Genomic DNA, 15,194 nt, shown 5'->3' with positions numbered 1-15,194 from the left:
CCCGCGGGCCTGCATCCTTCGACGCAACCGCTCCCCCGCCCGGCCGACCCCGGCCGCGCGTCACCCCTCGTCGGGGACCGTGACCACCCGGTTCTGGTACGCCCAGACGACGGCCTGCAGCCGGGACCGCACCCCGAGCTTCGGCATCATCCGCGCCAGGTGCGACTTCACCGTCGACACCTCGACCACCAGCTCGGCGGCGATCTCCTCGTTCGACATCCCCTGCGCCAGCAGCCGGAGGATGTCCTGCTCCCGGGCGGTCAGCACGTCCGCCCCGCGCTGCACCGTGACGGGCTGCAGCCGGCGTCGGTCCGCGAACTCGCGCAGCACCCGGTGGGTCAGCGCCTGGTCGAGCGTGCCCCGCCCCCCGGCGACGTGCCGGACCGCCCGCACGATCTCCTCCGGCTCGGCGTCCTTGAGCAGGAACCCCGACGCACCCGCCTCCAGCGCGCCGAACACGTAGTCGTCGAGGTCGAACGTCGTCAGCACGAGGACGGGCACCGGTCGCTCGGCCTCCGGCCCGCACAGCTCGCGGGCGACGCTGATGCCGTCCCGGCCGGGCATCCGGATGTCGAGCACCGCCACGTCGGGCTCGGTGCGGCGGGCCAGCGCCACCGCCTCGTCCCCGTCGGCCGCGACGCCCACGACCTCGAGGTCGGGCTCGGCGGCGAGCAGCGCGGACAGGCCGGCGCGCACCAGGGGCTGGTCGTCGGCGATGAGCACCCGGATCACGGGGCGCCTCCCTCGGTCAGGGGCTCGCGCGGCAGCACGAGCCGGACCTCCCAGCCCCCGTCGGGGGTCGGGCCGTGCCGCAGGTCGGCGCCCACCAGCTCGGCGCGCTCGCGCATCCCGCGCAGCCCGTACCCGGGGTGCGCGGGGTCGCCGGCGGGGACGTCGCCGGTGGGCACGCCGTTGCGCACGGTCAGCACGACGGCCCCGGCGTCCCGGTCGTCCACCGTCACCCGGGCAGGCCGCCCCGGGTGCGTGCGTCCGGACGTTGGCGAGCGCCTCCTGCACGATCCGGTACCCGGCCAGCTGGGCCAGCGGCCCGACGCGGGCGCCGAGCACGGCCCCGTCCGCCCCGGGCGCGCGCAGCACCTCCAGCGTCACGTCGCCGGGGGTGCCGGGCGCGTCCGCGACCAGGTCCGGCACCGCCGCGAGCGTGAGCGCCGACGTCTCCGCGCCGTCGTCCTCCCGCAGCAGCCCGACCAGCCGCCGCAGGTCGGCCAGCACCACCCGGCTCTGCTCGCGCACCTCCCGCACCCCGGCGCGCGCCGCGTCGGGGTCGGTCGTGATCTGCCGGTCGATCGCCGACGCCATCAGCGCGATCCCGGACAGGTGGTGCGCCGCGAGGTCGTGCAGCTCGCGGGCCATCGCGGTCCGCTGCTCGGCCAGCGCCGTGCGGACCCGGGCCTCCTGCTCGCCGGCCAGGGCGCGCAGCTCGCCCTCCTGCGCCGCCCGCACCGCCCGGGCGCGACGACACGACCAGGGCCGGGACCAGCCCGAGCGCGACGACGGCGGCCGCCTGCGCCGCGGCGGCGAGCACGAGGAGCGGGGTCCCGGGCGCGTCGACCGCCGCCGCCCCCCCGACGGCCGAGGCCGCCGCGAGCAGCACCACCGCTACCACGAGCACCCCGCGCAGCCCCGCGAACGGCCAGGCGACCGCGGCCCGGTAGACGACCACCACCACCGCGAGCGTGAGCAGGCCGGACGCAGCCACCTCCGGCCCGCCGCCGGCCGCCGCGATCCCCACCGGGGCCGCCGCGACGACGAGCATCGCCCCGCGCGGCGCGGTCCGGGCGACCGCGACCGCCGCTGCCTGCACGACCAGCGCCCCCACGACCGACCACCACCCGGGCGCGCCGACCGGCGGCAGGTCCACCGGCTCGGCCGGCTCCATCGCGGCGAGCGCCGGGAGCGCGAGCAGCCCGGCGACGCCGAGGACGAGCACCACGGCCGCCGCCACGAGGTCCCCGCGCCGGAGGGCCGTCCCGGCGGGGGCGGCGGCGGGGGGAGGCGTCACGGGCACGTCGGGCATCGTCGCACGGCGGCTCCGCCCCCAGGATTCGAACCCGGACCTCAAGGCTCCAAAGGCCTGCGTGCTGCCGTTACACCAGGGCGGACCGCGGGCGGGCCGGGCGTGCCGGGTCCCCCGCGTCGGCCGCCAGTCTGCCAGCCCCGGGCCCGCCCGCGGGACGCGTCACCGGCCCGGCCCGGCGCCGCGCCTGCGAGGATGGCCCGATGACCGCCGAGCCCCGCCGCACGCCACGGACGACGCGCGCCCGCATGACCGCGACCCAGCGGCGTGCTCAGCTGCTCGACGTGAGCCGCCGGCTGTTCGCCGAGAAGGGCTTCGAGGGCACGTCGGTCGAGGAGATCGCCGCCCGCGCCGAGGTGTCCAAGCCCGTCGTCTACGAGCACTTCGGCGGCAAGGAGGGCATCTACGCCGTCGTCATCGACCGGGAGATCCAGGCGCTCACGAGCGCGCTCACCGGCGCGCTCGACGGCGGCGGCCACCCGAAGGTGCTGGTCGAGAGGTCCGCGCTCGCGCTGCTCGGCTACATCGAGGAGTCCGAGGACGGGTTCCGGATCCTGGTGCGCGACTCCCCGGTCGCGCAGGCGACGGGGACGTTCTCCAGCCTGATCGGCGACGTGGCGACCCAGGTCGAGCACCTGCTGGCGAACGAGTTCCGGCGGCGGCACCTCGACCCGCGGACGGCCCCCATCTACGCGCAGATGCTGGTCGGCATGGTCGCGCTGACCGGGCAGTACTGGCTCGACGCCCGCAGCCCGAAGAAGGCCGACGTGGCCGCGGCGCTCGTGAACCTCGCCTGGAACGGGCTCTCCGGCCTGGAGCGCCGACCCCAGCTGACGACCGCCCCGGAGCCGAGGAAGCGCGCCGCGAAGCCCCGCCCGAGGCCGGGCGACGAGCCGGGGGCGGACCCGGCCGCACCGACCGACGCCTGACCGGCCGATCGCTCACCCGGTCTGCTGCCGCTCCACCGCCGCGAGCCGCCGCTCCACGACGACGACGCACCACGCCGACGAGGCGAGCAGCGGACCGAGGGCGAACGCGACGCTCGCCGCCTCCCACAGCGGCCGGGGTGCGCCGGCGACCGCCAGCCCGACGAACGTCCCGACGCCGACGACGACCGCGACCGCGCCGACCCGCAGCCAGACGCGAGCGCACAGCTCCTGCGCGCACCGCCACCCGTGCTCGGTGCGGCGCGACCGTGGCGTGCGGTACCCGAACCAGGCGTTCGGTCCGTGGCGCCCCGCCGCGAGGAGCAGCGGGTGCGCGGCCATCATCACGACCGGCGTCAGCAAGCCTGCCGCCGCCAGGAACAACCGCACGCGCCACCTCCGCCGCGGGGCCGCACGGTCGTCGGACCCCACGCGCAGCAGTCCACCGCGCCGCGGCACGTCGCCGCCAGAGCCCGAGGTCCCGGGCGCGCGTCGAGTACCCTCGCCCGCATGTCGGCAGCCGAGTCCCCCGTGCACGCGGACGCGTCCGGGGCCCGGGACGAGGTCGACCGGATCGTCGAGGCCTGGGCCCGCGAGCGTCCGGACCTCGACGTCGCGCCGCTGTCGGTGCTGTCCCGGGTCACCCGGCTGTCCCGGCACCTGGACCTCGCGCGCCGGCAGGCATTCGCCCGGCACGGCCTGGAGCCGTGGGAGTTCGACGTGCTGTCCGCGCTGCGCCGCGCCGGCGCGCCGTACCGGATGTCGCCGGGCGCCCTGCTGACCCAGACGCTGGTGACCAGCGGGACCATGACCAACCGCATCGACCGGCTCGCGTCCCGCGCGCTCGTGGAGCGGCTGCCGTCCCCCGACGACCGCCGCGGCGTGCTGGTGAGCCTGACCGACGAGGGCCGGACCCGGGTCGACGCCGCGATGTCGACGCTCCTGGAGATCGAGCGCGACCTCCTCTCCTCGCTCCCGGCCCCCGAACGCGACCGCCTGGCGGACCTGCTCCGCACCCTGGTCGCCCCGTTCGACACCCCCTGACGCCCGCACGACGCGCACGCACCGCGGGGCGCGCGCGCAGACGCGACGACGCGCGCGGCACCCCCTGCGGGTGCCGCGCGCGTCGTCGACCGAGCGGGTGTCAGGCGGCCTTCGTCAGGGCCTCCGAGAGCTTGACCCGGCGGCCGGTGCGCAGCACCGAGCGGGAGTAGATCCGGGCGCCGATGCCGGTCACCAGGACCGCGGTCCCGGCGAGGATCACGAGCGACACCAGCGGCTCCCACCAGGAGGCCTCGCCGAGGAACAGCCGCACCGGCATCCCGACCGGGGCGCTGAACGGCACGTACGACATGATCGTCAGCACCAGGTCGTTGTCGTTGAAGAAGATGACGCCGAAGTACGGGATCATCACGAGCATCATCACCGGGGTGAGCACCGGGCCGGTGTCCTCGACGCGGGAGACGAGCGAGGCGGCGGACGCGAACAGCGCGGCCAGCAGCACGAACCCGACCAGGAAGAACAGCACGAACCAGGCGACCGGCGCGCCGATCATCCCCAGCAGGTCGTCCTGGCCGGTGACCACCAGGCCGATGACGGCCACCGCGGCGATCGCGGCGATCTGGCCGACGGCGAGCACCGTGTTGCCGAGGATCTTGCCGCCGAGCAGGGCCCGCGGCGGCACGGTCGAGAGCAGGAGCTCGACGATCCGGGACTGCTTCTCCTGGACGGTGTTCTGCGCGATCGTGCTGCCGAACGTCATGGCGGCCATGAAGAACGCGATGCCGAAGATGAAGGACACGATGTAGCGCAGGCCGTCGGAGGTGCCCGACTCGTCCAGCAGCTCGACCGGCGGGGTCACGGCCAGCGCGCTGATCACGCCGTCCGGCGCGGAGTCGAGGCCGACCACGACGACGCCCAGCAGGTTGTCCGCGTCGTCGTCGGGCAGGACCGCGGCGGAGACCTCCTCGGACTCGACCAGGGCGCGGGCGGCCTCGGGGTCGGCGGCGTCGACCGCCTCGAGCCCGTCGACGCCCTCGATCACCGCGGCGGTCTCGGGCACGACGGCGACCTTGGTGTCCCCGCCGCCGAGCCGGTCGCCCAGCACCGAGGTGAGGATGATCCCGCCCAGGACGAGGACGAGCAGGACCGCGGTCGAGATGAGGAAGGACTTGCTGCGGACCTGCGTCGTGATCTCGCGCTCGGCGACCATGAGCGTCGCCTGCACCGTGTTCGGGGTGGCGGGCCGGCCGGCCGGCGCGGGGCCGGACGACGGCGCGTTCGACATCATCGGGGTGCGGCGGCTCATCGCACGGTCTCCTTGGTCTTCGTGGTGGTGGGCGCGTCGTCGTGGCGCTCCTCGTCGCGGACGATGTCGCGGAAGATCTCCGCGAGCCGCGGGCGGACCGGGGCGAACTGCTGCACGGGGGCGGCGTCGAGCGCGGCGCGCAGGACCCGCTGGGCGGTGGTCTCGTCGGACTCGAAGAGGGCGTAGCCGCCGTCGAACTCCACGACCCGGACGCCCGGCTCGGTGCGCAGCCACCCCATGTCGCCGCCGGAGGCGATCTCGTAGCGGGGCGCGGCGTGCTGGGCGCGCAGCGCCTCCTTCTCGCCCGCCGCGCGGATCTTCCCGCCGGCGATGACGACCACGTCGTCGCACAGCCGCTCGACCACGTCGAGCTGGTGCGAGGAGAACAGCACCGGCACGCCGCGGGCGGCGTACTCCTGCAGCACGCCGAGCACCAGGTCGACCGCCATCGGGTCGAGGCCGGAGAACGGCTCGTCGAGGACCAGCACCTCCGGCTCGTGCACCAGGGCGGCGGCGATCTGCGCGCGCTGCTGGTTGCCGAGCGACAGGTCGTCGACCGGGTCCGTCAGCCGCTCGCCGAGACCGAGCTTCTCCAGCAGGTCCCGGGCCTTCTCCGTCGCGACCCGCCGCTCGTAGCCGTGCAGCCGCGCCAGGTAGGTGATCTGCTCCAGCACGTGCATCTTGGGGTAGAGGCCGCGCTCCTCGGGCATGTAGCCGAACGCCCGGCGGCGGTCGTCGCCCAGCGGGCTCCCGTCGAGGGTGACGGTGCCGGAGTCCGCGGAGAGCACCCCGAGGATGATCCGCATCGTCGTCGTCTTGCCGGCGCCGTTGCCGCCGACGAACCCGGTGAGCTTGCCGCGCTCCACCGAGAAGCCGACGTCGTCGAGCACCAGCCGGTCCCCGAAGGACCGGTGGATCCCGTCGAGCTGCAGCATGTCGTCTCCTGTCGTGACCTGTCCGGACCCGTCGTCCGCTGAGGTCAACGCTAGGAGGCGACCGTGCCCCGGCACCTCGGCCGCCGGGCGGAACTTGCCGGGCGCGCCGGCCTCCGTCCCGGGGCGGAGGAGGTCAGTCCGTGAGCCCGTTCTCGAACGCGTAGACGACCGCCTGCACCCGGTCCCGCAGGCCGAGCTTGGTGAGCACGTTCGACACGTGGGTCTTGACGGTGGCGCGGCCCAGGACGAGCTCGGCGGCGATCTCGTCGTTGCTCAGCCCGCGCGCGACCAGCCGCAGCACCTCGAGCTCGCGCTCGGTCAGCCCCGTGGCGGAGGGGTCCCCGGTCCCGCGCGCCGCACCGGCGGGGCTCCCCCCGGAGGCGGATCCCTGGCCGACGACGGCGCGGGCGATCACGGCGCGGGTGACCTCGGGCGACAGCAGCGCGTCCCCGGCGGCGACGGCGCGCACGGCGTCGGCGAGCTGCTCCGGCCGGGAGTTCTTCAGCAGGAACCCGGCGGCGCCCGCCTGGAGGGACTCCAGCAGGTAGTCGTCCCGGTTGAACGTGGTGAGCACGAGGACGCCCGCCGTGATGTCGGGGTCGGCCGTGATCCGGCGGGTGGCCTCCAGGCCGTCGACGCCCGGCATCTGCACGTCCATGCAGACGACGTCCGGGCGCAGCGCCCGCGCCAGCTCGACCGCCTCGGCCCCGTCGCCGGCCTGCCCGACGACCTCGAGGTCCGGCTGCGCGCCGAGGATCGTGGCGAGCCCCGCGCGCAGCAGCGCCTGGTCGTCGGCGAGCACGACGCGCACCGGCCGGTCCGGGCCGAAGCCCCGGTCCGGGCCGTCGGCCTCCGTCGCGTCGTCGAACCGCACCGCGTCGGCCCCGCTCATCGTGCCCCTCCCGTCCGCGGCCCGAGCGGCACCCGCGCCCGGACCAGGTACCCGCCGCGCCCGCGCGCGCCGGTCTCCAGCGTGCCGCCGTCGGCGGCGACCCGTTCCCGCATGCCCACCAGGCCGAGCCCGCCGGACGTCCCGCGCCGGGCTGCGCGGCGGGCGCCGGTGCCGTCGTCGGTGACCTCGAGCTCGACCGCGTCGGGCTCGTACCGCAGCCGGACGTCGACCCGGGCGCCGGTGCCCGCGTGCTTGCGCACGTTGGTCAGCGCCTCCTGGCAGATCCGGTACAGGTTGAGGGAGGTCAGCGGCGGCACCCGCACGGGCTCGCCGACCACCTGGTACTGCGCGGCGAGGCCGGTGTCCGCGGCCTGCTGCACCAGCTCGGGCAGCCGCTCGACGGACAGGGATCCCACTGCGGACGCCGCGTGCGCCTCGGTCCCCGACTCGCGCAGCGTGCTGAGCAGCCCGTGCAGCTCGTCGACGGCCTCGCGCGCGGAGTCCTCGACCTGCTCCAGCGCGGCGGCGGCCTGCTGCGGGTCGGACTGCTGCACCATCCGCGCCGCCGCGGCCTGCACGCCCATCATCGACACGTGGTGCGCGACGGCGTCGTGCAGCTCGCGCGCCAGCCGCAGCCGCTCGATCGCCACGGCCTGCTCCTCGACCCGGCGGCGCTCGCCCACGAGCAGCCGGCCGCGGTACTCGGTGCGGGCGCGCTCGCGGGCGGCGTTCCACGCGTGCTCGCCGAACCACCAGGCCCCGGCGAAGTACAGGATGTTGGTCAGCAGCTGGATGAGCAGGTACGCCACCAGCGGGGAGAACGCGCCGGCGTTGGAGAAGCCCTCGATGCCCTCCGGGTCGGTGACGGCCTGGAACATCGCGACCAGCAGCCAGACGAACATCGCGACGACGATCCCCGCCCGCACCCACAGCGCCCGCGCGCGGTTCCGGTCCCACGCCCCGACCGTGTACAGCGCCATGAACAGCGCGATGTTCCCGAACAGCGTCTCGGGGACCCGCAGCTCGCCCATCAGGACGAACGCCGCCGCGACCACGACCGCGACCACGGCGGGCCGCTGCCGGCGCCACGCGAGGGGCGCGGTGACCGCGAGCACGCAGAGGACCGCGACCCAGCCCTCCGCGGGCTCGTCGTACATGCCCGCGGTGCGCCCCAGCGCCAGGCTGAGGATGCCGCCGATCAGCAGGCCCGCGGCCAGCAGCACGTCGTACCGGCGCTGGTCCGACGTGATCGGCGGCCGCCGCCAGCCCGGGGCGTCGGGGTCCGCGAGCGCCTCGACGACCGGGGCGTCGCGGTCGTCGAGGTGGGTCGGGTCCGGACGAGCCGGGTCGGGGCGGGTGGCGTCGGGGCGGGTCGCGTCGGGGACGTCGGCCGTGCCGGGGTCGCGGTCGAGCGGCTGCACGGGTGCCACCGTAGCCGGACCCGACCGGGACCCCGGGCCGTGACCACGGTGGACGCCCCGTCCCCACCCGCGGGAACGACCCCCGCGACCACGCGGCCACCGTGGACCCCGGCGACCGGGACCCGCGCCTCGCGCGTGCGTGCTCCGCGTACCCAGCCACCGCCACGTTCCTCGCACGCATGCGTACGCGGCGGACGCCGGGTACGCCAGCCCCACCGCCACCTTCCTCGCGAGAGTGCGTACGCGGTGGACGCCGGGTACCCCAGCCCCACCGCCACCTTCCTCGCGAGAGTGCGTACGCGGTGGACGCCGCGTGCCCCAGCCCCACCGCCACCTTCCTCGCGAGAGTGCGTACGCGGTGGACGCCGCTGACCGTGTGTACACACGCCAGCGAGGACGACACCCCGCACCCCGGACGACACCGCGAACGCGGCGTACGCACACGCCGGAGACAACCCGCCCACGCCCGGCGACACCGCGGACGCGGCGTACGCACACCCGGGAAGAACTCCCTCCCCCTGCGTGGCATCGCATCCGCGCTCGGCGGGGGCCACGCTCGGCGGCGGCCACGGTCGGCGGCGGCCACGCTCGGCGGCGGGCCGTTCAGCGGGTGATCGTGAACCCGCCCGCCGGGACCGGCACCGACGCGTCCGGGGAGGCCACCGCGACCCGGCGGTCGACCCGGCCGTCCGGCAGGTACGCCGCTCCGGAGCCGGCCGCGAGCGCCGGTGCCGACGTGGCGCGGGCCGTGGACCCCGCGTGCAGCACCGCGTCGGTCCCCGCCGTGGTGGACCAGCGCGCCGTCGCCACCGCGGGCCGCAGGAGCAGGGCGTCGAGCCGCAGGTCGCCGCCCCCCTCGTTGGTGCAGCGCACGGTGACCACCCCGCCCGCGGGGACGCCGCCGGGCCGGCCGGCGTCCGGCAGCGGCCGGTCGAGCAGCTGCGGCACCAGGCTCCCGTCGGCCTCGGTGAGCCCGGCCGGTCCCGTGCCGCCGTTCTCGGTCCGCCCGAGCCGCGGCCCACCGACGACCTCCCAGCGCGCCCGCCCGGCCGGGACGGCGGTCCGCCACACCAGCGGCAGCGCCCACGCGCCCGCCGTCCGGGTCCCCGCCCCGGCCCTCTCCTCGGCTCCCGCCCCGGCCCCAGCCCCGGGCACGTCGAACTCGACCGTCGACCCCGGCGGCACCCGCACGTACCCGCCGCCGACGAGGTTGCCCTCCCCGGTCCACGCGCCCTCGGCGGGCCGGACCACCTCGCAGCCCGCGCCGAGCCGCGCGGCCTCGGCGTCCAGCACCCGGAGGCCGTCGTGCGCGACCGGGCCCGTGATCGACCGGGCGACCGCCGCGACGTCGGGTCGGGCGTCGAGCAGCTGCATCGCGAGCAGCCCGTGGATCGTCGACTCGGCCCCGGAGTTCCGGTTGACCCGGCCGTCGGTCTCCACGCCGTCGAAGGTGACGCCCGTGGCGGGGTCGTACACCGGCACCCCCGCCGGGTTCGCGCCGAAGAACCAGCCCGCGGCCAGCCCGCCGAGCACCCGCAGGCCCTCGCCGCCGCCCGCGTCCGCCGCCGCCAGCGCCGACGCGACCCGCCCGTGGGCGCCGTAGGCGATCTGCGCCTCCCCGGGTGCCGGGGTCCAGGCGTTGAACGGTCCGCCGGTCGCGAGGACCAGCGGGGTGAACGTGCCCGCGTCCGCGAGCGCCGCGCGCCGCCAGTCCCGCCGGCCGCGCAGCGCGCCCGCCGCCGCGAGCGCCTCGGGAGCCGCCGCGCCCCAGGCGTGCCAGAAGCCGAGCGACCCGGTCCACGGCAGCACGGCGCCGAACGGCCACGGCCGGGTGTCCGTCGTCCCCATCGCCGCGATGCCCTCGGCGTACCGGTCGAGCGCGCGGGACAGCTGCCGGTCGCGGGGCAGCACCCGCACGGCGGCCACCAGGCCCAGCACCGCCTCCGCGGTGGCGTCCGCGCCGCGGGCGATGAGCCACTCCGGCAGCGGCACCCCGTCGCTGCGCACCCGCCGCCCGTACCGGGACAGCGACTCCTGCTCGAGCGCGCCGATTGCGAGGTGCAGCCGGTCGAGCAGGAACTGGGCGAAAGCAGGGTCGTCGGCCGCGAACGCCGCGTACCCCTCCCCCAGCGCCCAGACGGTGCGCGCGAGCCAGTACGACTCGGCGGAGTTCGACGGGTCGGGCAGCTCGACCGGTTCGGCGCTCGGGTTGAGCACCCCGTCGGGCTGCTGCCACAAGACCACCCGTCCGGCGTGCGGCCCGGAGTCGTCCTGCAGGTAGGTGAGCGTGCGGAGCAGCTGGTACGCCTGCTCCCGGCTCTCCCCGTCGCTCGCGGCCTTCCAGTCCCGCAGCAGGACGACCGCCGCGCGGGCGATATCGTCCGCGTTGTAGGCGCCCTGGCTCCAGTGTCCCGTGGCCGGGTCGAGGGTGCCGCCGCCGACCCGGCGGAACGTGCCTCCGTCCGCGTCCGCGTAGGTCCAGGGGGCCAGCGCCGCGGGCTCCTCCGCGATCCGGTACGTGGTGTGCGCGTCGACGGCCGGCAGCGGCACCGTGTCGAGGAGGAACCGCAGGTGCGCGGGGTTCGCGAGCCGCGACCCGGGCGGGGCGGTCCCGGCGGCGCCGGGAGTCGTGGCGCCGGTCGCTCCGATCGCTCCGGTCGTTCCGCTCCCGCCGGGGGCGGTCCCGGGCGCGGCCGCCACCAGCGCGGGCACCGCGGCGGCCGCGGCGAGGAAGGTGCGCCGAGTCGTCATCGTCTCTCGTCTCCCTGGTCGGATGGTGCGGGTCGGGTGGTGCGGGTCGGGTGGTGCGGGAGGGCTCAGCCGCGGAGCGACGACCCCCAGGGCCGGGCGGGGTCGTGGACCGCCACCGCGAGCGTCGTGTCCGACTGCCCGTAGTAGGCGAACCACTTCCCGTCGAACTGCACGAGCCCCTCGACGAACGTCACGTTGGACACCAGCCCGTTGAGGTCCTCGAAGGTCTGCGGCCGCAACCACGGCTCCTGGAGGCGGGCCAGCACCCGGGTGGGCTCGTCGGGGTCGATCGCGATCTGGCCGCACCGGTAGTCGACGTCGACGGTGCCGTCGTCGTGCACGGTGCGGGTGGCGCCGTTGGTGAGCATGACCAGCAGCCCGTTGTCGGTGAGCACCGGCGAGGTGCCGATCTCGACGAGGTCGGCGTCGAAGGACCCCGGCGTCGGCGCGTACATGGGCTCGGTGTCCGGCGTGCCCGGCGTCCAGTGGATCAGGTCGTCGCTGGTCGCCCAGTAGAGGCCGCCCTCGCCGAAGTACATCCACCACCGGCCCTGCATCCGCACCGGCACGATCACCCCGGCCTTCGACCACTCGTGCCCGCGCGGGTCGACGGTGGCGAAGGTGTCGAAGCCCGGGAACAGCGGGCCGTGCCGGGTCCAGGTGCGCAGGTCGGTCGACGTGGCGAGGCACAGGCGCGCCGCCTTCCGGTCCCAGCCGGTGTACGTCAGGTAGTACGTGCCCTCGACGTACGCGATCCGGGGGTCCTCGCAGCCGAACTCCTCGTAGTCCTCCTGCGGGGACAGGATCGGCTCGGCCTCGCGCTCGAAGTGGTAGCCGTCGCGGCTCCGGGCCAGGCCGATGTGCGACACGATGTCCTCGGCGTGCGCCCGGTAGAGCAGCAGCACCTCGTCGTCGACGACCAGCGCCGCGGGGTTGTACAGGTTCGCCGACTCCCACGACCCGCCGCGGGGCCGCAGGATCGGGTTGCCCTCGTAGGGCACGAATGGGCCGAGCGGGAAGGTCGCGCCGGTGAACAGGGTGGTCGCGGTCATGGGTCAGCCCTTCACGGCGGAGCCGAGGTCGGTGGTGCGGAAGTACCGCTGGAACAGGCAGAACAGGGCGACGACCGGGAACGCGAGCGCGCAGGCGCCGGCGAGGATCGCGCCGTTGGGGTTGGCCGCGGTCTGCGACACGTTGGAGATGTAGTTGGCCAAGGACACGGCGAGCGGCTGCAGCGACGCGTCTTTGGTGATGAGGAACGGCCAGAGGAACTCGTTCCACGGCCCGATGAACGTCACGAGCACGACGGTCGCGAGCGCCGGCCGGACCAGCGGCAGCGCGATCGACCGCAGGATGCGCAGCTCGCCGGCGCCGTCGATGCGGGCCGCCTCGAACATCTCCCGCGGCAGCGCCCGGAAGAACTGGGCGAAGATGAACACCGCCGTCGTGTTGATCGCGAACGGCAGGATCATCCCGAGGTACGTGTCGCCGAGGCCGTAGCCGCGGGTGATCTGCACGTACAGCGGGATCATCAGCAGCTGGAACGGCACCATCTGCACCAGCAGCATGAGCACCCAGGTCAGCCGCCGCCCCGGGAACTGCAGCCGCGCCACCGCGTACCCGGCGAGCGTGCCGAGCACCACGGTGCCGAGCAGCACGCCCGCGGTGAACACCAGCGAGTTGACCAGCGACCCCGCCAGGTCGATCCGGGAGTCGATCTGCGCGAAGTTCTGCGTCGTCCACCCGGAGGTCGGCACCAGCCGGTCGGGGGTGTTGGTCGGGCTCTCCTGGAACGCCCCGACCACCATGAAGTAGAAGGGGAAGGCGAACACCAGCGCGGCCGCCGCCAGGAGCACCTGGCGCGCCACCGCCCCGCCACGTCGTCGTCGCATGTCACCGCTCCCGGTTCAGTCGCTGCGCGGCCAGGGACAGCAGCCCCACGACGATCACGAGCACCATGCCGATGGCCGCCGCGACGTCGGGGTTCTGCTGCTGGATGCCGCGCTGGTAGATGAGCAGCACGGGCGTCACGGACGCCCCGTCGGGGCCGCCGCCGCCCGTGAGCAGGTACGGCTCCGTGAACAGGTTGGTGCCGGTGATGATCGCCAGGACGAGCACGAGCGTCGTCGCCGACCGCACCCCGGGCACCGTCACGTTGAGGAACCGCTGCACCCCGCCGGCGCCGTCGGTCTCGGCCGACTCGTACAGCTCCCGCGGCACGTTCTGCAGCGCCGCGAGATACAGCAGCACGTAGAACCCGAGCTGCTTCCACGTCACGTACAGGGCGATCGTCGGCATGGCGAGGGCCTTGTTCGCGAGCCAGGACGGGTCGGGCGCCAGCGGCCCGAGCACCGCGTTGACCAGGCCGTTCGACGAGAACAGCAGCATCCACACGCCCACCAGGGACACGCTCGCCGTCAGGTACGGCACGTAGTACGCGACCCGGTACGCCGCCGCCCACCGCACCCCGGCGTTCAGCGCGGACGCCAGCACGAGCGCGAGGCCGACGGTCAGCGGCACGTTGATGACCAGGAACACCGCGGTGTTCCGGAACGAGGCGAGCACCTGCGGGTCGGTCAGCACCGCCTGGAAGTTGTCGAACCCGACGAACGGCTTCGGCACCTCGACGCCGGGCGCCGTGAAGAAGTAGTCGTGGAACGCCATGTACGCCGAGAACCCGAGCGGGTAGGCGAACACGACGAGCACGAACACCAGGTAGGGCGCCGCGAACAGCGTGCCGAGCGGCTGGCCGCCCCACCACCGCCGCCGGCTGCGGCCCCGGGGCGCGGGCGCCGGGGCACGGCCGGTGCTCGCGCCCGGCCCCGCGCCCGGCGCCGCCCCCGCGCCCGCCGTCACCGTGGACACGTCAGCCCTGCACCAGGTCGTCGATCTTCGACGCCGCGGTGCTGAGGAAGTCCTCCACCGACGTGCTCTGGAAGATCACGGCCGACGTGTACGCCTCGCGGAACGCCTGCCACGCCTCGATCGAGTTCGGGATGCTCGGCACGTCGCCGGTGCGGGCGGCCTGGTCCGCGAACACCTCGTACTCCGGGTGCTCGGCGAAGTAGTCCGGGTACGTCGCCGCGAGGTCCTGGCGCAGCGGCATCTGGCCGGTCGCCTCGAGCAGGGCGCCGTCGCTCTCCTCGCTGGTGGAGTACTTGAGGAACTCCCACGCGGTGCCCTGGTTCTCGCAGGACGTGAACATCGAGACGTTCTTGGAGTCCGCGAACGTCGTCACGTCCTCGCGGCCGTCCGAGGTCGGCACCGGCATGAACCCGACGTCGACGCTGTCCTTGTAGGACGCGATGGCCCAGGGGCCGGCCAGCTGCATCGCGGTCTGGCCCGACACCATCGCGTCGTCGGTCGCGGCCTCCTGCGGGGCGAGGCCGTCGGCGTAGATCGACGCCCAGAAGTCGGCGACGGCCTTGCCTGCCTCGTCGTCGAAGGTCGCCTTGCCGTCCTCGACCAGCGCGGTGCCGTCGGTCTCGGCCAGGTACACCGGGTAGAAGTCGAACCACGGCTGGTAGAAGTCGTTGGTCGGCGACGGCCAGATCGCGCTGGGCGCCGCCCCGGAGTCGACGATCTGCCGGGCACCCGCGAGGAAGTCGTCGAACGTGGCCATCCCCGGGTCCTCCGGGTCGAGCCCGGCCTGGGTGAACAGCGCCTTGTTGTACATGACCATGACCGGGTTCGACTTCCACGGCAGCTGGTAGTAGCCGCCGTCGGTCTCGTAGCCGGACACGCCGTCGCCGCCGCGCCCGGAGATGTAGTCGGCGCCGTCGTCGAAGGTCGTGAGGTCGACCAGCCCGCCCTGCCGCACCCAGCCGGGGACGGCCGCGCTGGAGATGTTGTAGACCAGGCACGGCCGCCGTGCCGGCGGTGATGGCGGCCGTGATGGCCTCCTCGGAGGATGCGCCGGCCGG

Annotated in this window: 13 protein-coding genes, 1 tRNA gene and 1 pseudogene; 2 read left to right on the top strand and 13 right to left on the bottom strand. The window is 75.2% G+C overall.

What is annotated here, in order from left to right; genetic code table 11:
- Positions 1-60: 60 nt before the first annotated feature.
- From FKM96_RS21650 to FKM96_RS13825, 3 genes and pseudogenes are all read right to left on the bottom strand, one after another.
- Entirely contained in the window at positions 61-732 is a 672-nt protein-coding gene (locus tag FKM96_RS21650) for a response regulator transcription factor (RefSeq protein WP_246855387.1), read from the bottom strand.
- A 513-nt stretch (positions 733-1,245) separates the two neighbouring features.
- Positions 1,246-1,374, bottom strand: a pseudogene (locus tag FKM96_RS21645) (histidine kinase dimerization/phosphoacceptor domain-containing protein); the annotation flags it as partial.
- Positions 1,375-2,051: 677 nt separating this feature from the next.
- Positions 2,052-2,123: transfer RNA gene (locus tag FKM96_RS13825), tRNA-Gln, on the bottom strand.
- 163 nt (positions 2,124-2,286) lie between these two features.
- Between FKM96_RS13825 and FKM96_RS13820 the strand changes: the two genes are divergently transcribed.
- Positions 2,287-2,967: a TetR/AcrR family transcriptional regulator gene (locus FKM96_RS13820; RefSeq protein WP_147797120.1), complete on the top strand. Its 681-nt coding sequence runs from the start codon at positions 2,287-2,289 to the stop codon at positions 2,965-2,967.
- Between the two features lie 12 nt (positions 2,968-2,979).
- On the opposite strand, the gene FKM96_RS13815 is transcribed toward FKM96_RS13820, so the two are convergent.
- Positions 2,980-3,354: an SdpI family protein gene (locus FKM96_RS13815; RefSeq protein WP_147795729.1), complete on the bottom strand. Its 375-nt coding sequence runs from the start codon at positions 3,352-3,354 to the stop codon at positions 2,980-2,982.
- A 120-nt stretch (positions 3,355-3,474) separates the two neighbouring features.
- Here FKM96_RS13815 and FKM96_RS13810 point away from each other — a divergent pair, with 120 nt between their 5' ends.
- Positions 3,475-4,008 carry a MarR family winged helix-turn-helix transcriptional regulator gene (locus tag FKM96_RS13810; protein WP_147795728.1) on the top strand — a complete coding sequence of 178 codons (534 nt, stop codon included), beginning with the start codon at positions 3,475-3,477 and terminating at the stop codon, positions 4,006-4,008.
- A 100-nt stretch (positions 4,009-4,108) separates the two neighbouring features.
- On the opposite strand, the gene FKM96_RS13805 is transcribed toward FKM96_RS13810, so the two are convergent.
- The 9 genes from FKM96_RS13805 to FKM96_RS13765 form a co-directional block, all read right to left on the bottom strand.
- Positions 4,109-5,272 carry an ABC transporter permease gene (locus tag FKM96_RS13805; RefSeq protein ID WP_371300425.1) on the bottom strand — a complete coding sequence of 388 codons (1,164 nt, stop codon included), beginning with the start codon at positions 5,270-5,272 and terminating at the stop codon, positions 4,109-4,111.
- Positions 5,269-6,207: an ABC transporter ATP-binding protein gene (locus FKM96_RS13800; protein WP_147795727.1), complete on the bottom strand. Its 939-nt coding sequence runs from the start codon at positions 6,205-6,207 to the stop codon at positions 5,269-5,271. The genes FKM96_RS13805 and FKM96_RS13800 overlap by 4 nt, the downstream gene beginning before the upstream one ends.
- Before the next feature lie 133 nt (positions 6,208-6,340).
- Positions 6,341-7,099, bottom strand: a complete 759-nt coding sequence (locus FKM96_RS13795; protein ID WP_147795726.1) for a response regulator transcription factor — start codon at positions 7,097-7,099, stop codon at positions 6,341-6,343.
- Entirely contained in the window at positions 7,096-8,520 is a 1,425-nt protein-coding gene (locus FKM96_RS13790; RefSeq protein WP_246854976.1) for a sensor histidine kinase, read from the bottom strand. Before FKM96_RS13790 ends, FKM96_RS13795 begins: the two co-directional genes overlap by 4 nt.
- Before the next feature lie 603 nt (positions 8,521-9,123).
- The gene (locus FKM96_RS13785) at positions 9,124-11,271 is read right to left on the bottom strand and encodes a hypothetical protein (protein WP_147795724.1); all 2,148 of its coding nucleotides are present in this window, start codon (positions 11,269-11,271) and stop codon (positions 9,124-9,126) included.
- 65 nt (positions 11,272-11,336) lie between these two features.
- Positions 11,337-12,323, bottom strand: coding sequence for a glycoside hydrolase family 130 protein (locus tag FKM96_RS13780; protein ID WP_147795723.1), 987 nt, complete (start codon positions 12,321-12,323; stop codon positions 11,337-11,339).
- A 3-nt stretch (positions 12,324-12,326) separates the two neighbouring features.
- A complete protein-coding gene (locus tag FKM96_RS13775; RefSeq protein ID WP_147795722.1) occupies positions 12,327-13,163 on the bottom strand; it encodes a carbohydrate ABC transporter permease in 837 nt (278 codons plus the stop codon).
- Position 13,164: 1 nt separating this feature from the next.
- A complete protein-coding gene (locus tag FKM96_RS13770) occupies positions 13,165-14,136 on the bottom strand; it encodes a carbohydrate ABC transporter permease (RefSeq protein WP_147795721.1) in 972 nt (323 codons plus the stop codon).
- A 1-nt stretch (position 14,137) separates the two neighbouring features.
- On the bottom strand, positions 14,138-15,091 hold the full coding sequence (locus FKM96_RS13765) for an extracellular solute-binding protein (RefSeq protein ID WP_246854975.1): 954 nt from the start codon (positions 15,089-15,091) through the stop codon (positions 14,138-14,140).
- Between the last annotated feature and the right edge of the window lie 103 nt (positions 15,092-15,194).

The organism is Cellulomonas sp. Y8 (assembly GCF_008033115.1).
GTDB lineage: Bacteria > Actinomycetota > Actinomycetes > Actinomycetales > Cellulomonadaceae > Cellulomonas.
This window is presented reverse-complemented; position numbering and strand designations above follow the sequence as displayed.